At 72.7% G+C, this 21654-nt stretch carries 22 protein-coding genes and 1 pseudogene; 5 read left to right on the top strand and 18 right to left on the bottom strand.

Translation table 11 applies throughout. From position 1 onward, the window contains the following. The first annotated feature begins 43 nt into the window (after nt 1-43). Nucleotides 44-1519 carry an adenosine deaminase gene (locus WG212_RS15445; RefSeq protein ID WP_337188001.1) on the top strand — a complete coding sequence of 492 codons (1476 nt, stop codon included), beginning with the start codon at nt 44-46 and terminating at the stop codon, nt 1517-1519. 72 nt (nt 1520-1591) lie between these two features. Here the strand turns inward: WG212_RS15445 and WG212_RS15440 are convergent, their stop codons facing one another. The 9 genes from WG212_RS15440 to uraH form a co-directional block, all read right to left on the bottom strand. Continuing rightward, nucleotides 1592-2920: an NCS2 family permease gene (locus WG212_RS15440; protein WP_337188000.1), complete on the bottom strand. Its 1329-nt coding sequence runs from the start codon at nt 2918-2920 to the stop codon at nt 1592-1594. After that, nucleotides 2917-3942: a purine nucleoside permease gene (locus WG212_RS15435; RefSeq protein WP_337187999.1), complete on the bottom strand. Its 1026-nt coding sequence runs from the start codon at nt 3940-3942 to the stop codon at nt 2917-2919. Before WG212_RS15435 ends, WG212_RS15440 begins: the two co-directional genes overlap by 4 nt. Before the next feature lie 58 nt (nt 3943-4000). Next, a complete protein-coding gene (guaD, locus tag WG212_RS15430; RefSeq protein ID WP_337187998.1) occupies nt 4001-5302 on the bottom strand; it encodes a guanine deaminase in 1302 nt (433 codons plus the stop codon). Next, complete coding sequence (locus tag WG212_RS15425) at nt 5299-5787, bottom strand: ureidoglycolate lyase (protein WP_337187997.1); 489 nt, start codon at nt 5785-5787, stop codon at nt 5299-5301. Before WG212_RS15425 ends, guaD begins: the two co-directional genes overlap by 4 nt. 210 nt (nt 5788-5997) lie before the next feature. Further along, complete coding sequence (locus WG212_RS15420; protein ID WP_337187996.1) at nt 5998-7191, bottom strand: urate hydroxylase PuuD; 1194 nt, start codon at nt 7189-7191, stop codon at nt 5998-6000. Continuing rightward, on the bottom strand, nt 7188-8153 hold the full coding sequence (gene xdhC / locus WG212_RS15415; protein ID WP_337187995.1) for a xanthine dehydrogenase accessory protein XdhC: 966 nt from the start codon (nt 8151-8153) through the stop codon (nt 7188-7190). Before xdhC ends, WG212_RS15420 begins: the two co-directional genes overlap by 4 nt. Further along, the gene (xdhB, locus tag WG212_RS15410; RefSeq protein WP_337187994.1) at nt 8150-10459 is read right to left on the bottom strand and encodes a xanthine dehydrogenase molybdopterin binding subunit; all 2310 of its coding nucleotides are present in this window, start codon (nt 10457-10459) and stop codon (nt 8150-8152) included. The genes xdhC and xdhB overlap by 4 nt, the downstream gene beginning before the upstream one ends. A 75-nt stretch (nt 10460-10534) precedes the next feature. Then, the gene (gene xdhA / locus WG212_RS15405; protein WP_337187993.1) at nt 10535-11989 is read right to left on the bottom strand and encodes a xanthine dehydrogenase small subunit; all 1455 of its coding nucleotides are present in this window, start codon (nt 11987-11989) and stop codon (nt 10535-10537) included. Further along, nucleotides 11990-12331 carry a hydroxyisourate hydrolase gene (gene uraH, locus WG212_RS15400; RefSeq protein ID WP_337187992.1) on the bottom strand — a complete coding sequence of 114 codons (342 nt, stop codon included), beginning with the start codon at nt 12329-12331 and terminating at the stop codon, nt 11990-11992. It lies immediately after the preceding gene. Between the two features lie 111 nt (nt 12332-12442). On the opposite strand from uraH, the gene puuE reads away from it, so the two are divergent. Genes puuE through alc form a run of 4 tightly spaced genes read left to right on the top strand, consistent with a single transcriptional unit; the run spans nt 12443 to nt 15642 of the window. After that, entirely contained in the window at nt 12443-13354 is a 912-nt protein-coding gene (gene puuE, locus WG212_RS15395; protein WP_337187991.1) for an allantoinase PuuE, read from the top strand. A gap of 4 nt (nt 13355-13358) precedes the next feature. Continuing rightward, complete coding sequence (locus tag WG212_RS15390) at nt 13359-14168, top strand: dienelactone hydrolase family protein (RefSeq protein ID WP_337187990.1); 810 nt, start codon at nt 13359-13361, stop codon at nt 14166-14168. Next, nucleotides 14165-14653: a 2-oxo-4-hydroxy-4-carboxy-5-ureidoimidazoline decarboxylase gene (gene uraD / locus WG212_RS15385; RefSeq protein ID WP_337187989.1), complete on the top strand. Its 489-nt coding sequence runs from the start codon at nt 14165-14167 to the stop codon at nt 14651-14653. The genes WG212_RS15390 and uraD overlap by 4 nt, the downstream gene beginning before the upstream one ends. 2 nt (nt 14654-14655) lie before the next feature. Continuing rightward, the gene (alc, locus tag WG212_RS15380; RefSeq protein WP_337187988.1) at nt 14656-15642 is read left to right on the top strand and encodes an allantoicase; all 987 of its coding nucleotides are present in this window, start codon (nt 14656-14658) and stop codon (nt 15640-15642) included. Between the two features lie 75 nt (nt 15643-15717). Here alc and ureG read toward each other — a convergent pair whose 3' ends face one another. The 9 genes and pseudogenes from ureG to WG212_RS15335 all read right to left on the bottom strand — a co-directional run bounded on the left by ureG (nt 15718) and on the right by WG212_RS15335 (nt 21518). Beyond that, nucleotides 15718-16359 (bottom strand): urease accessory protein UreG, encoded by a 642-nt coding sequence (gene ureG / locus WG212_RS15375; RefSeq protein WP_337187987.1) that lies wholly within the window; start codon nt 16357-16359, stop codon nt 15718-15720. Continuing rightward, the gene (locus tag WG212_RS15370; RefSeq protein ID WP_337187986.1) at nt 16356-17012 is read right to left on the bottom strand and encodes an urease accessory protein UreF; all 657 of its coding nucleotides are present in this window, start codon (nt 17010-17012) and stop codon (nt 16356-16358) included. Before WG212_RS15370 ends, ureG begins: the two co-directional genes overlap by 4 nt. Continuing rightward, nucleotides 17002-17463 (bottom strand): urease accessory protein UreE, encoded by a 462-nt coding sequence (locus WG212_RS15365; protein ID WP_337187985.1) that lies wholly within the window; start codon nt 17461-17463, stop codon nt 17002-17004. Before WG212_RS15365 ends, WG212_RS15370 begins: the two co-directional genes overlap by 11 nt. Then, the gene (ureC, locus tag WG212_RS15360; protein ID WP_337187984.1) at nt 17463-19172 is read right to left on the bottom strand and encodes an urease subunit alpha; all 1710 of its coding nucleotides are present in this window, start codon (nt 19170-19172) and stop codon (nt 17463-17465) included. The genes WG212_RS15365 and ureC overlap by 1 nt, the downstream gene beginning before the upstream one ends. A 26-nt stretch (nt 19173-19198) precedes the next feature. Beyond that, nucleotides 19199-19477, bottom strand: a pseudogene (locus WG212_RS15355) (urease subunit beta); the annotation flags it as partial. 10 nt (nt 19478-19487) lie between these two features. After that, the gene (locus tag WG212_RS15350) at nt 19488-19793 is read right to left on the bottom strand and encodes a hypothetical protein (protein ID WP_337187983.1); all 306 of its coding nucleotides are present in this window, start codon (nt 19791-19793) and stop codon (nt 19488-19490) included. Between the two features lie 12 nt (nt 19794-19805). After that, nucleotides 19806-20108, bottom strand: a complete 303-nt coding sequence (locus WG212_RS15345) for an urease subunit gamma (protein WP_337187982.1) — start codon at nt 20106-20108, stop codon at nt 19806-19808. Then, entirely contained in the window at nt 20109-20942 is an 834-nt protein-coding gene (locus WG212_RS15340) for an urease accessory protein UreD (protein WP_337187981.1), read from the bottom strand. Nucleotides 20943-21164: 222 nt separating this feature from the next. Further along, entirely contained in the window at nt 21165-21518 is a 354-nt protein-coding gene (locus WG212_RS15335; RefSeq protein WP_337187980.1) for a DUF1428 domain-containing protein, read from the bottom strand. Nucleotides 21519-21654: the final 136 nt, after the last annotated feature.

Below are 21654 nucleotides of genomic sequence, written 5' to 3'. Positions count from 1 at the left end.
CCGCAAGCTTGACCCTGCCCGCCGGCTCGGGCGGTCTGCGGCCATGAGACGATTCCTCGCGACCTTCGCCATCTCCGTCGGGCTGGGGCTGGCGACGCCGGCGGCTGCGGCCGCCCCTGACCTGTCGAGGATGGGGGCCGCCGAACTGGCCGTGTTCCTCAAGGCCTTTCCAAAGGGCGGCGAGTTGCACAACCACCTGGGCGGCGGCACGCCCGGCGAACTCCTCCTGGACTGGGCGGTCGAGGACGGCCTCTGCGTCGACGTGGCCGAGCTGGCCATCCGCCTGGCCTGCGGGGGCGAGACCCTGCGGCCCGCGGCGCAGGTCAAGGCCGACGAGGCGCTGCGTTCGGCGCTGCTCGACAGCCTGTCGACCCGCCAGCCGGGTTTCCGCGGCCGCTCGGGCCATGACCAGTTCTTCACCGCCTTCGCGCGCCGCGGGATGCTGCCGAAGCGCCAGGGCGACGCCCTGGCCGAGACCCTGGAAGGCCTGGCGCGCCAGAATACCTTCTACGCCGAGCTGATGGTGACGCCGCAGTTCGTCGCCTCGCGCGTCCTGGGCGCCCGCGTCGGCTGGCGAGGCGACGTGGCCGCGACCCGCGCGGCGCTGAGCGAGGCGGGGCTGGAGAAGCTGGTCCCGGCCGCCATCGCCGACACCGACGCCATGCTGCGCCGCGCGCGCGAGGTGATGCGGTGCGAGACGCCGCAGGCGAAGCGCGGCTGCGAGGTGACCGTCCGCTTCCTGTTCCAGGCCATGCGCCAGGGGCCGCCCGAACAGACGATGGCCCAGCTCCAGCTCGGCGTGGCCACCATCGCGGCCGACCCGCGCTGGGTGGGCCTGCAACTGGTGGCGCCCGAGGACAGCCCCGACGCGGTCGCCCACTACGACACCCACATGCGGATCGTGGCCGAACTGACCGACCAGGGCCGCAAGGTCCCGGCCGCCCTGCACGCCGGCGAACTGACGCTTAAGCTGGTGGCGCCCGAGCCCTTCGCCCGCCACGTGCGCGAGGCGGTGCGCACCGCCGGGGCCCGGCGCATCGGCCACGGCGTGGCCCTGCCGCACGAGACCGGCGCCGTCGCCACCGCCCGCGACATGGCGGCCCGCGGCGTGCTGGTCGAGGTGAACATGGTCTCGAACGCGACGATCCTCGAGATCGCGCCCGAGGACCATCCCTACGCCTGGTTCCGCAAGATGGGGGTGCCCGTGGCGCTCTCGACCGACGATTCCGGCATCACCCGTCACGAGCTGTCCGGCGACTATGCGCTGGCGGTCCGCAACGGGGCCACCTACGCCGACCTGAAGACCGCCGCCCGCAACGCCATCGCCTTCGGCTTCCTGCCCGGCGAGGGGCTCTGGAGCGATCCCAACGTCTACCGCAAGCCGGTCCGCGCCTGCGCCCGCCAGATCGGCGCCGAGACGCCCAGGGGCGCCTGCGCCGATTTCCTCGCCGGCAGCGAGAAGGCCCGCGAACAGTGGCGTCACGAACGCCTGCTCAAGGCGTTCGAGGCGGGCTTCTAGAGGCCAGCGTCTCAAGGTCCTCTCCCGCATGGCGGGGGAGGTGGCCGGCGACGCCGGACGGAGGGGGCGCCGCTATCCCTCCGCCGCCATGTAGGCGAAGCGCACGATGAAGAGGGCGGCCAGGGCGAACAGCAGCCAGTCCGCCTTGCCCACCCGACGGGTCGCCACCTTCAGGACCGCATAGGCCACCACGCCGAAGGCCAGGCCGTTGGCGATGGAGAAGGTCAGCGGGATGCTGATCAGCGTCAGGAACGCGGGAATCCCCACGACGGGGTCGTCCCAGTCGATCTCGGCCAGCGGAGCCATCATCATCCCGCCCACCAGGATCAGAGCCGGCGCCGTGGCGGCGGCCGGGATCGCCTGCGCCCAGGGCGCCACGAACAGCACCGCCAGGAACAGGAGGCCGGTGACCACCGCCGTCAGGCCCGTGCGCCCGCCGGCCGAGACGCCGGAAGCGCTCTCGATGTAGCTCACGACGGTCGAGGTGCCGGCCAGCGAGCCGGCGATGGTGGCGCCGGCGTCGGCGAACAGGATGCGGTTCAGCCGCGGGATCGTCCCGTCGGGCCGCATCAGCCCGGCCTTCTTGGAAACGGCCACCAGGGTGCCGACGTTGTCGAACAGGTCCACGAACAGGAAGACGAACAGGATCTCGATCAGGGCCAGGGTCAGCCCGCCGCCGCCGATGCCCAGCGCGGCCGGGATGTCGAGGGCGAAGGCCGTCGCCGTCATCTCGTCCAGGCTGTAGGGCTGGGGCTTCCACTCGGCGAGGCCCAGGGTCCAGCCCAGCGCCGCCGTGGCGACGATGCCGATCAGGATCGCGCCCTTCACCTTCAGCGCCGTCAGCGCGCCCAGGATGGCCAGGCCCAGCAGGGCGAGCAGCACCGTGGGCTCGCGGATCTCGCCCAGTCCCACCAGGGTGGCCGGATTGTCCACCACGATCCCGGCGCCGCGCAGGCCGATGAAGGCGATGAACAGGCCGATGCCGGCCGCGATGGCCGAGAACAGCGCGCGGGGGATGGCGTTCACGATGAGCTGGCGCACGCCCGCCACCGTCAGGATCACGAACAGCACGCCCGAGATGAAGACGAGGCCCAGCGCCGTCTGCCACGGCACGCCCATCCCCTGGACCACGGTGAAGGCGAAATAGGCGTTCAGGCCCATGCCGGGCGCCAGCGCGATGGGATAGTTGGCCAGGAATCCCATCAGCAGGCACCCGATCCCCGCCGCCAGGCAGGTGGCCGCCGCCACGCCCGCCACCGGCATGCCGGTGGTGGACAGGATCGCCGGGTTCACCAGCACGATGTAGGCCATGGTCAGGAAGGTGGTGGCGCCGGCCAGCACCTCGGTCCGGACGCTGGTCCCGCGGGCGCCGAGCTGGAAGGTGCGGTCCAGCAGGCTCATTGCGGCGCGCCGGGCAGGCGCCGCGAATAGGTCGGCCAGCCGTCCACCAGCGCCCGGACGACGGGCGAGCCCACCCGGTACGCGGCCTCCACGCCGGCCTCCAGCCCGCCGGGGGCGAAGGCGAACACGGGATCGGCCCCCGGCCGGGCGTGGGTGAAGTTGCTGGCCGTGCGCAGGACCAGCACGCGGCGCGGATCGACCCGGCCGCTGGGGGCCAGCAGGATCAGGGCGTCCATCACCTGATGGTCCTCGCAGTTGCTCATGGCGAAGACGCCCGCGTCGTCGGTCCACATCCGCACCCAGTCGCGGGCCCAGCGGTTGCGCGCCTCGCCATGCCAGAACCGCGCCGTCCCGAGGGACTCGCCCAGGAACACCTTCGGGGGCGCCAGGCCCGCCACCGCCGTGTAGCCCGCGCGTGCGGCCTGCAGCCGGTCGTTGTCGGGCAGATCGGTCTTCGCGGTCAGGCCGTAGGCCCAGCTCACCAGCCCCATGTCCAGCGGCCAGACCATGCCGGTCGCCCCATCGGTCGAGCCCTTCACCCCGGGCTTGCGGGTGCGGAGCGAATAGATTCCCCAGGGCCAGTCCTTCGGGATCTCCCGGTCGTCCATCTCGTGGGCCGCGTCGGCGTCGACCACGTAGCGGGCCCAGGCGGCGCTGCCGATCGAGCCCGCCTCGGGGTCGACGCCCGCGATCCCCGCCACCAGCCAGTAGGCGCGCCGCGTGTCGAACCGCGGGTCCAGCGCCAGCGCCGTGATGCTCTGCCGTACGCGGGCGTTCATGCCGGCCAGCATCAGCACCACGCCGTCGTCGGTGACGCGCAGCGGCTTCTCGATGCCCGGGACCGTCATCTCGGTGCGGAACGGGTAGCGCTCGGCCCAGAGCTGGAACTCGCCGGCCATGTCGCCGGTGGGCTGGCCGACCTCGAACATGGTCAGGACCACCACCTTCACCTCGATCGGCTTGGCGGCGGCGGCGAGCGGCGCCGCGACCAGGGCGGCGATGAGAAGGAACAGACGGATCATGCGACTCCCCCGAGTTCAGCCGTCCCATAGTCCGGCGCAGGCGGGGCCGCGCAAGCCCTCAGTGCGCGCCGCGGGCGTAGGCGGTCTCGCCCATGAGGCAGGTGCGCTCGATCGCCCGCTGGTCGGCCAGGATCGCCAGGAGGAACAGCAGTTCGCCCGCCGTGCGCGCCGCCGCCGTGCGCCGGGCCAGCAGCGGCGTGGCCGAAAGGTCCAGCACCACGAAGTCGGCCTCCTTGCCCGTCTCGAAGTTGCCGACGCGGTGGTCGATGTGGAGCGCCCGCGCGCCCGCCAGGGTGGCCAGGTAGAATCCGTGCAGCGGGTCCAGGGTCTCGCCCTGGAGCTGGCCCGTACGGTAGGCCTCGCCGATCGTGGACAGCATCGAGAACGTCGCCCCGCCGCCCACATCGGTGGCCAGCGCCGTGCGCACGCCGCAGCCGCAGGCCCGCTTCAGCGGGAAGAGGCCGCTGCCCAGCATCAGGTTCGACGAGGGGCAGAAGGCGACGGCCGACCCGGCCTCGGCCATCCGCCGCAGCGCGCGGTCCCCGGCATGGACGCAATGGGCGAACACCGAGCGCGGCCCCACCAGTCCGAAGCGGTCGTAGACATCCAGATAGTCGGCGGCCTCCGGAAAGGCGCGGGCCACCTCGGCGACCTCGGCCCGGTTCTCGGACATGTGGGTGTGGACCAGCATGTCGGGGTGCGCGGCCGCGACCTCGCCCGCCATCGCGAGCTGCGCCGCCGACGAGGTCACGGCGAAGCGGGGCGTGACCGCATAGCCCAGCCGGCCGCGCCCCCGCCATTCGCGGATCAGGCCTTCGGTGTCGGCGCGGCCCGTCTCCACGGTGTCGAGCAGGCTTGGCGGGGCGTTGCGGTCCATCAGCACCTTGCCGGCGATCAGGCGCATGTTGCGGTCCAGCGCGGCGGCGAAGAGGGCGTCGGCCGAGGCGCGGTGGACGGTGCAGAACGCCAGCGCGCTGGTGGTCCCGTGGGCCAGGAGCTGGTCCAGGAACAGCGGCGCCATCGCCCGCGCGTGGCCGGGATCGGCGAAGGCCGCCTCGGCGGGGAAGGTATGGGTTTCCAGCCAGTCCAGGAGCTGCCCGCCCCAGGCGCCGATCACGTCCACCTGCGGGAAGTGGACATGGGCGTCCACGAAGCCGGGACAGATCAGCCGGCCGGGCAGGGCTTCCACCGCCACCTCGGAGCCCAGGCCCGGCGCGATCTCGGCGTGGTCGCCGCAGGCCGCCACGTGGCCGTCCTCCACCACCAGCAGGCCGTCGGGATGCCAGGCGACGGCCTCGGGCGACCGGGACGGATCGTCCCGCACATGCAGGATGGCGGCGCGGTAGGCGCGGCGGGTCATGGGCGAACGGCGATCCAGTCGGCGGGGGCCAGCTCCACCTCGTCCAGATTGTCGCCCGGCCCCTCGCGGTCCACCACCAGGAAGTCGCTCTCGGCCTCCAGCGCCAGCAGGAAATGATGCCAGGTCCCGCGGGCATAGTTCACGCCCTGGCTCGCCTGCGCCCGGAAGACGCGCACCGCCGCCGGGTCGAAGTCGCCGGGCGGCGCCACCGCGACCAGGAACGGCCGGCCCTGCAAGGGCACGAACGCCTGGCTGCCCAGCGGGTGGCGCTCGAAGACCTTGAGCGTCGGCGGCTCCAGCGGCCGTGCGCGGAAGAGGCTGAGGACCGCGTGGCCGTCGCCCACGGCCACGTGCGACAGGGCGTCGAACCGCGTCGCCCAGCCGGCGTTGATCGGGATCGCCTCGGCGTGCGGGCCGGCCTCGATCACGTCCCCGAACGGGGCGAAGGCGTCGGCGGTCAGGGGTTCGGGGACGAGGTTACGCATAGGGGCCTGTCGTGGCGTCGTGATCGTTGCGGATACGCTGATCCGGCGGCCTCACGCCCCCTTCGTCCCGGCCTGCCAGGCCGATCCACCTCCCCCGCTTCGCAGGGGAGGACCTGGAGACGCCAGGCTCTTCCCCCGAAGGGAATACTTCGGGGGAGGGGGACCGCGGAACGCGGTGGAGGGGGTGCGTGTCTCCCGCGCGGCGATCGCTCATCCGCCTACCTTCGCGCCGGCCTTGATCCAGGCGCCGAGCTGCGCCCGCTCGTCGTCGGTCATGCCGGTCTCGTTTCCCTGGGGCATGGATTTCGTCGCCACCGTGCGGGCGTAGATGCGCTCGGCGTGCTTCGCCAGGTCCGCGTCGGTGTCGAAGGCCGCGCCGTTGGGGGCGACCGGCACGCCGCGATGCGTGGGATGCGCGGCGTGGCAGGCGATGCAGTGCCGGTCCACGATGGCCCGCACGGTGGCGAAATCCGGGACCACGTCGGTGGTCGGCGGCTTCGGCCGCGCGCTGGCGTTCAGGACGGCCACGGTGACGAAGGCCAGCGCCCCGGCCGCCAGCACCTGGGGCTCGAACCGGCCCGCGTTCTTCAGGTTGAAGAAGTGCCGGATGGTCCAGCCCGCGATCCCCAGGCCCGCCAGCCACAGCCAGTTGAGGGGCGCGGCGTGGATCATCGGGTAGTGGTTGCTGATCATGATGAACAGCACCGGCAGGGTCATGTAGTTGTTGTGGACGCTGCGCTGCTTGGCCTGCTTGCCGTACTTCGGGTCGGGCGCCTGGCCCGCCAGCACCTGGGCCACCACCTTCCGCTGGTTCGGGATGATGATCATGAAGACGTTGGCCGCCATCACCGTCCCGATGATCGCGCCCACGTGCATGAAGGCGCCCATGTCGGAGAACACGCGGGTCAGCCCGTAGCCTGCCGCGGTCAGCAGGCCGAACCAGATCGCCGAGAACAGCTTCAGGTTCTGGCCCACCGGCGAGCGGCACAGCCCGTCATAGACCAGCCAGCCGGCCACCAGGCTGCCCAGGCCCAGGCCGATCGCCTGCCACGTCGCCAGGTCGGCCTTGGTGCGGTCGATCAGGTTGAGGTCGGCGCCGACGTAGAAGATCAGGCCCAGCAGCAGGAAGCCCGACATCCATGTGGTGTAGGCCTCCCATTTGAACCAGTGCAGCTCCTCCGGCATGTCGGCCGGCGCCACCATGAACTTCGTCTGATGGTAGAAGCCGCCCGAGTGGACGCTCCACAGCTCGCCGGCCACCCCGTCCCCACGGGCGACCTTCGGCGCCTTCAGATGGCTGTCCAGCCACATGAAGTAGAAGGAAGACCCGATCCAGGCGATGCCGGCCACGACGTGCAGCCAGCGCAGCGCCAGGTTCGCCCAGGCCTGGAGTTCCGCCATCATGTCGCGTCGATCCCGGACAGACCGTCGTCCTGGGTGAGCCGGAGAAGCTGGGCGGCCAGCGAAACCGCGATCACCGCCGGCGCCTTGCTCTTGAGGTCCGGCACGCCCAGCGGACAGGCCAGCCGCGCGAGGTCGGCGTCCCCGAAGCCGTCGGCGCGCAGGCGCTTCTCGAACCGGACCCGCTTGGTGGCCGACCCGATGAGGCCCAGGTAGGCGAAGTCGCCACGGCCCAGGATCGCCCGGGTGAGGCGGTAGTCCAGGTCGTGGCTGTGGGTGAAGACCGCGAACAGCGTCCCGGCCGGCGCCGCCAGCGCGGCGTCTTCCAGCTCGTCCTCCGGCAGGATCTCCGCCCGCGTCCCGCCGGCCTCGGGGCGCAGGTCCTCGCGGCTGGCCAGCCAGTCGAGGTGGAAGGGCAATGGCGCGAAGGCGCGCGCCACCGCCTGGCCCACGTGCCCGGCGCCGAAGATCGCCAGGCGCGGCAGGGCTGGGCGGATCACCTCGCTCACGCGGCGCACCTCGGCCAGGGGCGTGCGCGGGCCGTCCGGCGGCGGCGCGCCCGAGGATTCCACCGCGCGCCGCAGGACGCCGTCCTCGAACCGGGCCGCCAGGGCGAACGGCGCCGTGCGGCCGGCCGCGTCCTCGAGCCAGGGCAGGCTTTCCGCATCTATGCGCTCCACCAGCAGGCGGACATGGCCGCCGCAGCACTGGCCCAGCAGCGGGCCCAGGGGATAGTCCTGCAAGGCGTGCCGTCGGGCCGCCTGCGTCAGCAGCCGCCGCGCCTGGTCCAGGCCCTGGCGCTCCAGCGATCCGCCGCCGATGGTGCCCGTGAACCGGTCGGGCCACACCAGCATCCGCGCGCCCAACTCCCGCGGGGTCGAGCCCTGGACGCCCACGACGGACACCATCGCCAGCGTTTCGCCGCGCCGGGCGGCGGCCAGGGCCTGGGCGATCCATTCCGTCATGCCCCGACCCGCCTCCGCACGTCGGCCACCGCCGCCAGGATGCGTTCGGGCGTCGCGGGCGCGTCCAGGTCGGGCATGACGCGATGGCCGCCCACGCTGGCCACCGCGTCGGTGAGCGCGCAGAAGGCCGAGATGGCCAGCATCAGCGGCGGCTCGCCCACGGCCTTCGAGCGGTGGATGGTGTCCTCGCGGTTCTCGCCGCGGTCCCAGATGGCGATGTTGAACACGGGCGGCCGGTCGCCCGCCGTGGGGATCTTGTAGGTGGACGGCGCATGGGTCCGCAGCCGGCCCCGGTCGTCGAAGACGAGTTCCTCGGTGGTCAGCCAGCCCAGTCCCTGGATGAAGCCCCCCTCGATCTGGCCCAGGTCGATGGCGGGATTCAGCGAGCGGCCGGCGTCGTGCAGGATGTCGGCGCGCAGCACCCGGCTCTCGCCGGTCAGGGTGTCGACCGCCACCTCGGAACAGGCCGCGCCATAGGCATAGTAGTAGAAGGGCCGGCCGGTATGGGTCGCCCGGTCGTAATGGATGTCGGGCGTGCGGTAGAAGCCCGCGGCCGACAGCGAGATGCGGGCCATCCAGGCCCGGTTCACGAAGTCGCGGAAGCTCAGCCGCTCGTGCCCCACCCGGACGCCGTCGGGCGCGAAGACCGGCGCATGGCCGAACGCCTCGCGCGCCCACGCCGCCAGCCGCGCCTTGATCTGCTCGCAGGCGTCCAGCGCCGCCATGCCGTTCAGGTCGCTGCCCGACGAGGCGGCCGTGGCCGAGGTGTTCGGCACCTTGTCGGTGCGCGTCGAGGTGATCCGCACGCTGCCGAGCGGGACCTGGAAGGCGTCGGCCGCCACCTGGGCCACCTTGATGTTCAGCCCCTGGCCCATCTCGGTCCCGCCGTGGTTCAGGTGGATCGAGCCGTCGGTGTAGACGTGGACCAGGGCGCCGGCCTGGTTCAGGTGGGTGGTGGTGAACGAGATGCCGAACTTCACCGGCGTCAGGGCCAGGCCGCGCTTCAGATGGCTCCCGCCGGCGTTCCACGCCCGCACGGCCTCGCGGCGGGCGCGGTAGCCGCAATCCTCGGCCAGCTCGGTCATCAGCTCGTGCGCCACCGCGTCGGTCACGCGCTGGCCGTAGGGGGTCAGGTCGCCCGCCACGCCGTAGAGGTTGGCCAGCCGCACGTCCAGCGGGTCGCGGCCCAGGTCCAGGGCGACGGCGTCCAGGGCGCGTTCGATCCCCATCATCCCCTGCGGCCCGCCGAAGCCCCGGAAGGCCGTGTTCGACACCGTGTGCGTCCGCGCCCGGTGCGAGACGATCTCGGCCGTGGGCGCCGCATAGGCGTTGTCGGCGTGGAACATCGCCCGGTCGTTGATCGCGTGGCTCAGGTCGGCCGAGAAGCCGCAGCGCGAGGCCATCTCGAACGCCGCGCCCCGCAGGCGGCCGTCCGCGTCGTAACCCACGGTCCAGTCGGTGACGAAGTCGTGCCGCTTGCCGGTCATCACCATGTCGTCGTCGCGGTCCAGCCGGATCTTGGCCGGGCGGCGGGTGAGGCGCGCGGCCAGCGCCGCCATGGCCGCCCACTGCACCGACTGGGTCTCCTTGCCGCCGAACCCGCCGCCCATGCGCCGCACCTCGACCGTCACCGCCGCGTCGGGGCAGCCCAGCACGCGGGCCAGGATGTGCTGCGTCTCGGTCGGATGCTGGGTCGAGGTCCAGACGTGCAGGTCCTGGCCCTCGCCGGGGATCACCAGGGCGACCTGCCCCTCGAGGTAGAAGTGTTCCTGCCCGCCGATGCGCAGCCGGCCCGAAGTCCGCCGCGGCGCCGCGGCGATGGCGGCCCGCGCATCGCCCAGCCGCATGGTCTGCGTGGGCTCGATCAGCGATCCCGCATCCACGGCGGCCTCGGCCTCCAGCAGCGCCGGCAGGTCCTCGTACTCCACCACGGCGAGGGCGGCTGCGGCCCGCGCCTTGGGCAGGCTCTCTGCGGCCACGCAGAACAGGGGCTGGCCGTGGAACATCGCCTCGTCCCCGGCGAACAGCGGGTCGTCGCCGGCGAAGGGGCTGATGTCGTTCCGTCCCGGCACGTCGGTGGGCGTCAGCACGGCCACGACGCCCGGCGCGGCGCGCACCGCCGACAGGTCCAGGCCCACGATCCGCGCGTGCGCCCGGTCGCTGCGGCCCACGGCCAGGTGCAGCAGGCCCGGCGGCTCGGGGATGTCGTCGATGTAGAGCGCTTCGCCGCTCACGTGGCGCGGCGCGCTGTCGTGGCCGATCGCGGCGTGGACCGCGCGGGTGGGGGCGGCGCCGGAATCAGCCATGCGGGCCGCCTTCGCGTCCGCCTTCGGCGGCAACCTTCGCCCGCAAGGGAAGAGGCGTGAGGCGCGGGGCGGTTCTCATGCCGACACCGGCCGAAGGTCGTGCAGGCGCGCCGCGCCCGCGCTCTCCAGCACCGCCCGGCGGACGAGGTTGCGGGCGGCCTCCAGGCGATAGGCGGCCGAGGCGCGCATGTCGCTGATCGGCCTGAAATCCTGGGACAACGCCTCGAGGGCCGGCTCGACGCCCGCCTCGGTCCAGGGCCGGCCCGCCAGCGCCGCCTCGAAGGCGCCGGCGCGCTTCGGGATTGCCGCCATCCCGCCGAAGGCCACGCGGGCGTCCGTCACCCGGCCTCCCGCCAGGCCGACCGACAGGCCCAGGCAGACGGCGGAGATGTCCTGCTCGAACCGCTTCGACAGCTTGGCGAGGTGGAATATCCGGCCCCCCGGCGGCTTGCGCACGATCACCGCCTCCACGAACTCGCCCGGCCGCAGGTCCTGTTTCCCATAGGCCAGGAAGAAGGCCTCCAGCGGTATCTCCCGCCGCGCCTCGCCCTGCCGCAGCGCCAGGGTCGCGCCGGCCGCGATCAGGGCCGGCGGCATGTCGCCGATGGGCGAGCCGTTGGCGATGTTGCCGCAGACCGTGCCCAGGTTGCGCACCTGCCGTCCGCCTAGCCGCCGCAGCAGTTCGCCGAACGCCGGGTGCAGGGCCGTCAGCACCGGCTCGGCGTCGGCGTAGCGCACCCCGGCGCCGATCCGGACGCAGTGCCCGAGGTCGTCGATCCGCGCGAGGTCGGCCGCCTCGTTCAGGGAGATCACCGTCTCCAGCATGCGGTGCTGCTTGGTCACCCAGAGGCCGACGTCGGTGCCGCCGGCCAGGAGGGTTGCCTCGGGATTGTCGGCCAGCGCCGCGGCCAGTTCGTCGGCCGAGCGCGGCGCGAGGAATCGGCGGCCCCTGTGGTCCAGCACCAGCATCTCCGCCGGCCGGATCGCCTCCAGCGTCCCGGTCAGTGCCGCGTCGTCCGCATCGCCTCCAGAGCGCCCGGTGTCGAGACACGTGTCGAGCCCCGCGTCGAGGATCGGCCCATAGCCCGTGCAGCGGCAGAGGTTGCCCGCCAGCGCGTCCGCCAGTCCCGCCCGGTCCAGGACTTCGCCCCCGCGCCGGGCGGCATGGAGGCTCATCACGAATCCCGGCGTGCAGAAGCCGCACTGGCTGGCGTGACGGTGGACCATCGCCTCCTGCACGGGATGCAGCGCGCCCTCGCGCCCCAGGCTCTCGACGGTGAACAGGGCGCGTCCGTCGAGCATCGGTGCGAACAGGATGCAGGCGTTCACCGCCCGCACGCGGACGCAGCCGTCGGCCAGTTCGCCCAGCGCCACGGTGCACGCGCCGCAGTCGCCCTCGGCGCAGCCCTCCTTCGTCCCCGTCCGTCGCAGGTGGTAGCGGAGCAGGTTCAGGACGGTGAGGGTCGGGTCGGTGTCGTCGGGAAGCTCCCGCACCTCGCCGTCCAGCAGGAATCGAATGGGCCGGCCCATCTAGCTCCCCCGATAGGTGGAGTAGCCGTAGGGGCTGACCAGCAGCGGCACATGGTAGTGCGCGCCGGCGTCGGCGATCCCGAAGTCGACGATCACCGTCTCCAGGAAGGCGGGGTCTGGAAGCTCGACGCCCAGGTCGCGGAAGTATTCGCCGACCTCGAACTCCAGCCGGTAGGCGCCGGGCGTCATCGTCTGGGCCGAAAGCAGGGGATGGTCCACCCGGCCCTCCAGGTTGGTGACCGCCCGGGCGAGCAGTTCGTCGCCCCGGCGCAGCCGCAGCGCCAGGCCCGCGGCCGGGCGGCCGTGCATGGTGTCGAGGACGTGGGTGGTCAGGCCGCTCATGTGGCGTTCCGGTTCACGGCCGTCCAGAATCCGCGCGCGGGCGCGGAATTGCAACTGCGGCGCGGGCTTGCGACGCTGCGTGCCCCTGCAAAGCCCGATATGCGGTCAGCCATGCCCGAGCCCGACTATCCCCGCGACCTGATCGGCTATGGCCCCCGGCCGCCGCGCGCCGACTGGCCCGGCGGCGCCCGGATCGCCGTGCAGATGGTGCTGAACTACGAGGAGGGCGGCGAGGCCTGCGTGCTCCACGGCGACCCCGGCGCCGAGGCCTTCCTGTCCGACATGATCAACCCGCCCGCCGTGCCGGGCGCCCGGCACATGAGCATGGAGCAGATCTACGAATACGGCAGCCGGGCCGGCGTCTGGCGGCTGCTGCGACTGTTCGAGCGCTACGGCCTGCCGGTGACCGTTTTCGGCGTCGCGATGGCGATGCAGCGCAATCCCGCGGTGGTGGAGGCCTTCCTCCAGGCCGGCCACGAGATCGCCAGCCACGGCTGGCGCTGGATCAACCACCAGGACATGGACGAGGACGTGGAGCGCGAGCACATGGCCCGCGCGATCGAGATCCACACCCGGCTGACGGGCGAGCGGCCCCTGGGCTGGTACACCGGCCGCACCTCTCCGAACACGCGCCGCCTCGTGGCCGAAGAGGGGGGCTTCCTCTACGACGCCGACGACTACTCCGACGACCTGCCGTTCTGGACGCGGCCGCAAGGCCGGCCGCACCTGATCGTGCCCTACAGCCTGGAGACCAACGACATGCGGTTCTCGGGGACCGGCCTGAACACCGGCGAGCAGTTCTTCACCTACCTGCGCGACACGTTCGACGTGCTCTACGTCGAGGGCGCCGAGCGGCCTAAGATGATGAGCGTGGGCCTGCACTGCCGCCTGGCCGGGCGGCCGGGCAAGATGGCCGGGCTGGAACGCTTCATCCGCCACGCGCTGGACCATCAGGACGTCTGGTTCTGCCGCCGCATCGACATCGCCCGCCACTGGCGCGCGCGCCATCCGTACAAGGCCTAGGCTCATGGACTTCCGCACCTGCTACGTCGCCTTTCCCACCCGCGCCGAGCCCGCCCTGACGGTGGCGGCCCGGCTGGACGTGCCGCTCACCGAAGCCGGGACGCCCGGCCCGCGTGTCCCGGCGGTTGTGATCTGCCACGGCTCGGACGGGATCGACGCCCGCGGCCGTTTCCACGCCGCCGCGCTCCAGGCCGCCGGCTTCGCCACCCTGGAACTGGACATGTGGTCGGCCCGCGGCGTGACGCGCGGCGCCGCCGGCCGACCCCGGACCACGCCCGAGACCCTGCCCGACGCCTTCGCGGCGCTGGCGTTCCTGGCGCGCCAGCCCGAGGTGGACCCGGCCCGCATCGCCATCATGGGCTTCTCGTGGGGCGGGGTGGTCAGCCTGCTGTCGGCCACCCGGCGCTACGCCGACGCCCTGGCCGAGCCCGGGACGCGGTTCGCCGCGCATGCCGCCTTCTATCCGGTCCTGTGGAGCTACAACCGCGCGCCCGGCCACGAACTGCGGGGGCTCACGGGCGCTCCGGTCCTGATCCACGCCGGCGGCGCCGACGCCTACGACACGCCCGAGGTCTGCGCGGGATTCCTGGCCGGCCTCGACCCGGCCGATCGGGCCCACGTCGAGCTGGCGGTCCATCCGGGCGCCACCCACGCCTTCGACCGCGACATGCCGGCCAAGACCATCCACGACCCCTACGCCCACAACGGCAAGGGCGGGCCGGTGCGCTTCGCCTTCGATCCGGCCGCCGCGACGGCGGCGCGCGCGCGCGTCGTCGAGGTGTTCCGCGACGCCTTCGCCGGGGTTGCGGCGTGACACGGCCCTCGGCCCTGTCGGAGGCCGCCTTCCTCGCCCGCTTCGGCGCGGTCTACGAGGACTCGCCCTGGGTGGCCGCGGGCGTCTGGCCCGATCCGCCCGACGACCTGGACGGCCTCGCCGTGGCGATGGCGGCGGTGGTCGATGCCACGCCCGTCGAACGCCGGCTGGCCCTCATCCGGGCGCATCCCGAACTGGCCGGCCGCGCGAAGATGGCCGACGCCTCGGTGCGCGAACAGTCCGGCGCCGGCCTCGACCAGTGCAGCCCCGAAGAGTTCGCGGCGTTCCAGCGCCTGAATGCGGCCTACGGCGCCCGGTTCGGTTTTCCCTTCATCGTCGCGGTGAAGGGCCTGACGCGCACCGACATCCTGTCCGCCTTCGAGGCGCGGCTGGCCAACGCCCCCGAGGCCGAGTTCGCCGGGGCGATCGCCCAGATCCACCGCATCGCCCGTTTCCGGCTCGCCGATCTCCTGCAAGGCTCCTGACCATGTTCGACGACCTGCGCCGCCGCTACGTGGACCTGGCCCAGCCGCGGCTCGGGTCCGAGGTCGTCTTCGCTACCGACGACTTCTTCGCCGACAAGGCCCGCCTCATCTCGCCCGCCGAGCCGGTGTTCATCCCCGGCCGATACGACGACAACGGCAAGTGGATGGACGGCTGGGAGAGCCGCCGCAAGCGCGTCCCCGGCCACGACTGGTGCGTGGTCCGCCTGGGCGTCGCGGGCGTGGTGGCCGGCTTCGAGGTCGACACCCGCCACTTCACCGGCAACTACCCTCCGGGCGCCGAGATCGAGGTGTGCCGCTCGGACGAAGCCGTCCCCGGCGACGATGCGGGCTGGGTGAAGGTGACGCCGCGCCTCGACCTGAAGGGGAACGACCGCGTCTATGTCCCGGTCTCGCACGACGCGGCGGTGACGCACGTGCGCCTGCACATCTTCCCCGACGGCGGCGTGGCGCGCCTGCGGGTCTGGGGGCGTGTCCAGCCTGATTTCTCGGCGGTCGGCGAGGGCGAGGTCATCGACCTGCTGGCGATGGCCTGGGGCGGGCGCGGGATCGTCGCCAACGACGAGCATTTCGGCCGCGTCGAGAACCTGACCGCCCCCGGCCGCGGCGCCGACATGGGCGACGGCTGGGAGACGCGCCGCCGGCGCGAGCCGGGCCACGACTGGGCGGTGCTGGAACTCGGGACGTTCGGCCGGATCGCCGAGGTCGTCGTCGACACCGCCCACTTCAAGGGCAACTACCCCGATCGCTGCGCCCTCCAGGCCAGCGCCCGCGCCCACGGAACCCCCGAGGAGATCGCCGCCCAGGCGGAATCCTGGCCCGTGCTGCTGCCCGAAACGAAGCTCCAGGCCGACCACGTCCACATCTTCCGCGAACTGGCCGACCTGGGCCCGATCCGCTTCGTCCGCCTGAACATCTACCCCGACGGCGGCGTCAGCCGGCTGCGCCTGAGGGGGACCGTGGCGCGATAGTTCACTTTATGTTCCGGTCGTGGTGGGCTCGCATCATGGCGAGATCGTCACCGCCCGCCACGGCGCGCGGCCTCTCTAAGCCGCCCGCGCCGCCGGCAGCCCGCCTGCCTGCGCCAGGAAGCCGATCACGTCGTCCACCCCCGACAGCCGGGTCAGGTCGGTGAAGACGTAGGGCCGCTCGCCGCGGGCCGCCTTCGCGTCGCGGTCCATGACGTCGAGGTCCGCGCCGACGTGGGGGGCGAGGTCGGTCTTGTTGATGATCAGCAGGTCCGAGCGCGTGATCGCCGGCCCGCCCTTGCGGGGGATCTTCTCGCCCTGGCAGACGCTGACGACATACAGCGTGAGGTCGGCGAGGTCGGGGCTGAAGGTGGCCGCCAGGTTGTCGCCGCCGCTCTCGATGAAGATCACGTCCAGGTCGGGGAACCGCCGGTTCATCTCGGCGATCGCCGCCAGGTTCAGCGAGGCGTCCTCGCGGATCGCGGTGTGCGGGCAGCCGCCGGTCTCGACGCCCAGGATGCGATCCTCGGGCAAGGCCTGGAGCCGGGCCAGGATCAGGGCGTCCTCCTGGGTGTAGATGTCGTTGGTCACGACGGCCACGGACCAGTCGTCGCGCATGGCCTTGCAGAGCTTCTCGACCAGGGTGGTCTTGCCCGAGCCGACCGGGCCGCCGACCCCCACGCGCAGGGGGCCGTTCCTGGAAGGGTGATGCAGGCTCATGATCCGAACAGCCTCCCGTCCAGGGTCTCGTGGCGCAGCGAGGCGATGTCCGAGACGATCGCGGCCTGGCCCAGGTCGTCCAGGCCGGACTCCGCCGCCAGGGTCGCCGTGCGCAGGATCACCGGCTCCAGGGCGGCGATCACCGCCACCGCGTCCGACTGGCCCAGCGGCACGGCCCGCACCGCCACGCTGACCAGGTTCGCCGCGAAGGCGTGCAGCCAGGCGGTCAGGGCGGGTCGCAAGGGGATTCCGGCCGCGCCCGCCGCCGCCCCCACGGCGACCGCGTACGGGGCCCGCAGGATCGGCGGCGGATGCCAGGCGGCCACGGCGTTCAGGAACGCTTCGCCCTGCGCCATGGCCTCGCGGCGACGCTCGGCCGAGGGCGCCAGCGCCTCGCCCAGCTCGGCTATCTCGTCCAGGGCGGCGTGGTCCTCGGCGGTGACGGCGGTCCAGGCGGCGCGCGCCAGGACCGCGTCGGTCCAGCCCGAGCCGTGCTCGATCAGGAGCGCGATCCAGCCCGTGAGCGTGCGGGCGTCGGTCACCTTGCCCTCGCGGATCGCCGTCTCCAGCCCGTGGGAATAGCCGAAGGCGCCGACGGGGAACGCCGGCGACAGCCAGGTGAGCAGCCTGAGGAGCCGGCCTTCAGTGGGCATGGTCGTGCGCCCCGTGGAGATGGTCGTGATAGGCGCCGCCCTCGGGGTCGAAGGGCGCCTCGACATCAAGAACCCGGGCGCCCAGGTGTTCCAGCATGTGGGCGATGACGTGGTCGCGGCGGATCAGGATGCGGTCGCCGTCGATCTGGGCGGTCAGGTGGCGGTTGCCGATGTGCCAGGCCAGCCGGACCAGATGCGCGGGCGTCTCGCCGCGCACTTCCATCAGGGGCTCGGGGCGGGCCTCCACCCGCACCACGCCGCCGCCGGGCAGCAGCAGGCCGTCGCCGTCGTGCAGGTGCGTCGCCTCGGCCAGGTCCAGCAGGTACGAGGCGCCCGAGACCCCCGTGAGCACGATGCGCCGCCGATGGCGGCCGTCATAGTCCAGAACCACCCGGTCGGCGGGGACGCCGGTCCAGGCGCCGGCGGGCAGGATGTCGGTGATCGTCGCCATCAGAACAGGAAGTACCTCTGGGCCATGGGCAGGACGTCCGCCGGTTCGCAGGTGAGCAGTTCGCCGTCGGCGCGCACCTCATAGGTCTCGGGATCGACCTCGATCACCGGCGTCGCGGCGTTGTGGATCATCGCCGCCTTTCCGATGCCGCCGCGCACGTTCTCCACGGCGATCAGCGCCTTGGCGACGCCCAGCTCCCCAGCCAGCCCGCGCTCCACCGCCAGCTTCGAGGTGAACACCACCGACGAGGCCGTCCGGCTGCGCCCGAAGGCGCCGAACATCGGGCGGTAGTGGACCGGCTGCGGCGTCGGGATCGAGGCGTTCGGGTCGCCCATCGGCGCGGCGGCGATCACCCCGCCCAGCAGCACCAGGTCGGGCTTCACGCCGAAGAAGGCCGGGCTCCACAGCACCAGGTCGGCCCGCTTGCCCGGCTCCACCGAACCTACGTGCGCCGAGAGGCCGTGGGCGATGGCCGGGTTGATGGTGACCTTGGCGATGTAGCGCTTCACCCGGACGTTGTCGGCCGCCCCGTCGCCGGGCAGGGCGCCGCGCTGGACCTTCATCTTGTGCGCCGTCTGCCAGGTGCGGATCAGCACCTCGCCCACCCGGCCCATCGCCTGGCTGTCGGACGAGATGATCGAGAGCGCGCCCAGGTCGTGCAGGATGTCCTCCGCTGCGATCGTCTCGCGCCGGATGCGGCTCTCGGCGAAGGCCACGTCCTCGGGGATCGACGGGTCCAGGTGGTGGCACACCATCAGCATGTCGAGGTGCTCGGCCAGGGTGTTGGTGGTGTAGGGCCGGGTCGGGTTGGTGGACGACGGGATGACGTTGGCCAGGCCCGCCACCTTCAGGATGTCGGGCGCGTGCCCGCCGCCGGCGCCCTCGGTGTGGAAGGCGTGGATCGTGCGGCCCTTGAAGGCGGCGATGGTGTCTTCGACGAAGCCGCTCTCGTTCAGGGTGTCGGTGTGGATCATCACCTGCACGTCCAGGTCGTCGGCCACCGACAGGCAGCAGTCGATGGCCGCGGGCGTCGTGCCCCAGTCCTCGTGCAGCTTCAGCGCGCAGGCGCCGGCGGCCACCTGTTCCACCAGGGCCTCGGGCAGGCTGGCGTTGCCCTTGCCCGCGAACGCCAGGTTCATGGGGAACGCGTCGGCCGCCTGGATCATCCGCGCCAGGTGCCAGGGGCCGGGCGTGCAGGTCGTGGCTTTGGCGCCCGTCGCCGGCCCGGTGCCGCCCCCCAGCATGGTGGTGACGCCGCTGGTCAGCGCCTCCTCGATCTGCTGGGGGCAGATGAAGTGGATGTGGGCGTCGATGGCGCCGGCGGTCAGGATCTTGCCCTCGCCGGCGATGATCTCCGTCCCCGGGCCGATCACGATGTCGACGCCGGGCTGGATGTCGGGATTGCCGGCCTTGCCGATGGCGGCGATGCGGCCGTCGCGCAGCGCCACGTCGGCCTTCACGATCCCCCAGTGGTCGACGATCAGGGCGTTGGTGATCACGGTGTCGGCGGCGCCCGCCGCGCGCGTGGCCTGCGACTGGCCCATGCCGTCGCGGATCACCTTGCCGCCGCCGAACTTCACCTCCTCGCCATAGGTGGTCAGGTCGCGCTCCACCTCGACGAACAGCTCGGTGTCGGCCAGCCGCACCCGGTCGCCCGTCGTGGGGCCATAGGTGGCGGCATAGGCGGCGCGGGACATCCGGGCGGGCATCAGAGGCTTCCCATCACGTCCTGCCGGAATCCGTAGACCCTGCGTCCGCCGGCCAGCGGGACCAGCCCGACGTCCCGCGTCTGGCCGGGCTCGAAGCGCACGGCCGTCCCGGCGGGGATGTCCAGCCGCTGGCCCCGGGCGGCGGCGCGGTCGAACCTCAGCGCCGGGTTGGTCTCGGCGAAGTGGTAGTGGCTGCCCACCTGGATCGGCCGGTCGCCCGTGTTGGCCACGCGCAGCACCGTCACGGGCCGGCCGGCGTTCAGCTCGAGGTCGCCCTCGGCCGCGATGACCTCGCCTGGGATCACGGTCCGACGCTCACTTGCCCGCGCGCCGCCGCGCCCAGGTCCAGCCGCCGGCGGCGATCACGGCGACGAGGGCGGCGAAGGCCAGCAGGTGGTCCGGCTCGGACACCAGGTGCCAGGCCTGCTGCGCCAGGGTCAGCTCCTCGTGGTGGCCGGGATGGGCGAAGGCCAGGCCCGGCGCCGCCGCCAGCGCCAGCCCGCGGGCCAGATGCGCTCGCCATGCCGTTGGGCGAAGGGTGGAGGGCGCAGGTCCTCCCCCGCCTGCGGGGGAGGGGGACCGCGCAGCGGCGGAGGGGGCGTTGCGATCAGGTCCGCGCATGGGAAACCTCCGTCAGCGGATGGGGTGATGGACGGTCACCAGCTTGGTTCCGTCGGGAAAGGTGGCCTCGACCTGGACGTCGTGGATCATCTCGGCGACGCCCGCCATGACCTCGCCGCGCGCGACCACATGGGCGCCGGCCTCCATCAGGTCGGCCACCGAGCGGCCGTCTCGGGCGCCCTCGACCACGAAGTCGGTGATCAGCGCCACGGCCTCGGGATGGTTCAGCTTCACGCCGCGGGCCAGGCGCCTGCGCGCCACCTCGGCGGCCATGGCGACCAGCAGCTTGTCCTTCTCCCGCGGCGTCAGGTTCATTCAGAGCCTCCAGACCCGGGGCAGGGGCGCGCCGCCGCGCAGCGCCTCCAGCGCCGGGATCAGCGCCCGGCGCAACTCGAAGCCGTCGGGCGCCGTCACCCGCGCGAACAGCCGGCCGTCGAACGCGCTGGCCCCCCCGCCGGGGCCCAGGGCCGCGCGCACGGGGGCCAGGAAGCGCTCGGGCTCGCGGCAGACCAGCAGCAGCGAGGCGAAGGCCCGCGCCCCGCCCAGGGCCGCCGGCCGGGCGCCGATCTCGGCGATCGGGCCGCAGAGGCGCAGGTCGTCGGCGAACACCAGCCGCCCGCCCCGCCGGATGCGCCAGCGGTCGCGCACTTCGCCGTAGCGGACCGTCTCGTCCCGCGCCGTGCGGCCCAGGACCACCGCTTCGCAGGCCAGGAGCTCGGCGGTCTCGTCCAGGTCGGCGTCCAGCCGGCGGCGCACGCCGCCGCCGTCGAAGACGATGGTCTCCTGCGGCAGCCAGTCCAGGCGCGCGCCCGGTCCGGCCACGAGGTCGGCCTCGATGTCCGCCGAGCCGTCCCGCGCGCGGTAGACCTTCTCGCAGGCCTGGGTCGTGAGCGTCAGCCGCGCCTGCGCGCCCGCCTCCGCAATCCACGCCAGCCGGTCGCCGCCGGTCATGCCGCCGGCCGTGTTGATCAGCACCGCCTCGGGCCCCGCCGCCGCCGGGTCGTCCGGCAGGCGGATCTTCGCGCATCCCTCCTGGTACAGCCGCGCCAGGCGGGTGCGGCCGCCTTCGGCGCGCACGGCGATCCGGCCGCGGCCACGCGCACGCTGGAGCGCGGGCAGGTCGGGCAGCGCGGCAGGACCCTGAATCATCGGCACACCCTGCGGTGGTCCTCGGAGGTGTCCAGACAACGCCGCGTGGCCGGGGGCCGTCAACGGCCGGCGCCCAATTTTTGGGCGTCGCCTTTCGGTGTCAGGCCGGCGGCGGCGTCCCGCCGGTTGGGTCCCGCCAGGCCCGCTCGCATCTCCACCGTCGCGCCTCCGCCGTTGCGAAGACGCCGGGCGATCCGCGTCAGGAACGAGCTTTCGGCCGCTTCAGGCGCTTTCGTCGTGGATGGGCGCGAAGCCGCCGAAGATCATGCGCGCGCCGTCGAACGGCATCTCCATGCCTTCCATGCGCGGGTCTTCCATCATCTTCCTGTTGGCCGCATCGCGGACCTCCCTGGACGGATATTCCACCCAGGCGAAGACTACCACCTCGTCGTCCTTGGCCTTCACGGCGCCCTTGAAGTCGGTGACCTTGCCGTCGGGCACGTCGTCGCCCCAGCACTCCACGTGGCGGATCGCGCCGAATTCCTTGAAGAGCGGCCAGGCCTTCTGCGCCATCTCCAGGTACTTCGCCTTGTTGGCCTGGGGGATCGCCAGGACGAAGCCGTCGACATAGCTCATGTGATCATCTCCTGATGAGCCTCCCGGCGCCTGGCCGGACCTTATGAAGACGCGGGCGCGCGGCGCGTTCCGACAACGTGCGCAGAGGAAATGTTGCCAACTCGCACGACTAGGATCAGTGTTCGCTCTCAAAGGC

This window comes from Phenylobacterium sp., from assembly GCF_037189685.1.
Lineage (GTDB): Bacteria > Pseudomonadota > Alphaproteobacteria > Caulobacterales > Caulobacteraceae > Phenylobacterium.
The sequence above is the reverse complement of the archived record's forward strand: the minus strand, read 5'-3'. Positions and strand labels throughout refer to the sequence as shown.

Coding starts and splice junctions, on each gene's coding strand:
- WG212_RS15445 (WP_337188001.1), top strand. CDS start 44: ATGAGACGATTCCTCGCGACCTTCGCCATCTCCGTCGGGCTGGGGCTG.
- WG212_RS15440 (WP_337188000.1), bottom strand. CDS start 2,920: ATGAGCCTGCTGGACCGCACCTTCCAGCTCGGCGCCCGCGGGACCAGC.
- WG212_RS15435 (WP_337187999.1), bottom strand. CDS start 3,942: ATGATCCGTCTGTTCCTTCTCATCGCCGCCCTGGTCGCGGCGCCGCTC.
- guaD (WP_337187998.1), bottom strand. CDS start 5,302: ATGACCCGCCGCGCCTACCGCGCCGCCATCCTGCATGTGCGGGACGAT.
- WG212_RS15425 (WP_337187997.1), bottom strand. CDS start 5,787: ATGCGTAACCTCGTCCCCGAACCCCTGACCGCCGACGCCTTCGCCCCG.
- WG212_RS15420 (WP_337187996.1), bottom strand. CDS start 7,191: ATGATGGCGGAACTCCAGGCCTGGGCGAACCTGGCGCTGCGCTGGCTG.
- xdhC (WP_337187995.1), bottom strand. CDS start 8,153: ATGACGGAATGGATCGCCCAGGCCCTGGCCGCCGCCCGGCGCGGCGAA.
- xdhB (WP_337187994.1), bottom strand. CDS start 10,459: ATGGCTGATTCCGGCGCCGCCCCCACCCGCGCGGTCCACGCCGCGATC.
- xdhA (WP_337187993.1), bottom strand. CDS start 11,989: ATGGGCCGGCCCATTCGATTCCTGCTGGACGGCGAGGTGCGGGAGCTT.
- uraH (WP_337187992.1), bottom strand. CDS start 12,331: ATGAGCGGCCTGACCACCCACGTCCTCGACACCATGCACGGCCGCCCG.
- puuE (WP_337187991.1), top strand. CDS start 12,443: ATGCCCGAGCCCGACTATCCCCGCGACCTGATCGGCTATGGCCCCCGG.
- WG212_RS15390 (WP_337187990.1), top strand. CDS start 13,359: ATGGACTTCCGCACCTGCTACGTCGCCTTTCCCACCCGCGCCGAGCCC.
- alc (WP_337187988.1), top strand. CDS start 14,656: ATGTTCGACGACCTGCGCCGCCGCTACGTGGACCTGGCCCAGCCGCGG.
- ureG (WP_337187987.1), bottom strand. CDS start 16,359: ATGAGCCTGCATCACCCTTCCAGGAACGGCCCCCTGCGCGTGGGGGTC.
- WG212_RS15370 (WP_337187986.1), bottom strand. CDS start 17,012: ATGCCCACTGAAGGCCGGCTCCTCAGGCTGCTCACCTGGCTGTCGCCG.
- WG212_RS15365 (WP_337187985.1), bottom strand. CDS start 17,463: ATGGCGACGATCACCGACATCCTGCCCGCCGGCGCCTGGACCGGCGTC.
- ureC (WP_337187984.1), bottom strand. CDS start 19,172: ATGCCCGCCCGGATGTCCCGCGCCGCCTATGCCGCCACCTATGGCCCC.
- WG212_RS15350 (WP_337187983.1), bottom strand. CDS start 19,793: ATGCGCGGACCTGATCGCAACGCCCCCTCCGCCGCTGCGCGGTCCCCC.
- WG212_RS15345 (WP_337187982.1), bottom strand. CDS start 20,108: ATGAACCTGACGCCGCGGGAGAAGGACAAGCTGCTGGTCGCCATGGCC.
- WG212_RS15340 (WP_337187981.1), bottom strand. CDS start 20,942: ATGATTCAGGGTCCTGCCGCGCTGCCCGACCTGCCCGCGCTCCAGCGT.
- WG212_RS15335 (WP_337187980.1), bottom strand. CDS start 21,518: ATGAGCTATGTCGACGGCTTCGTCCTGGCGATCCCCCAGGCCAACAAG.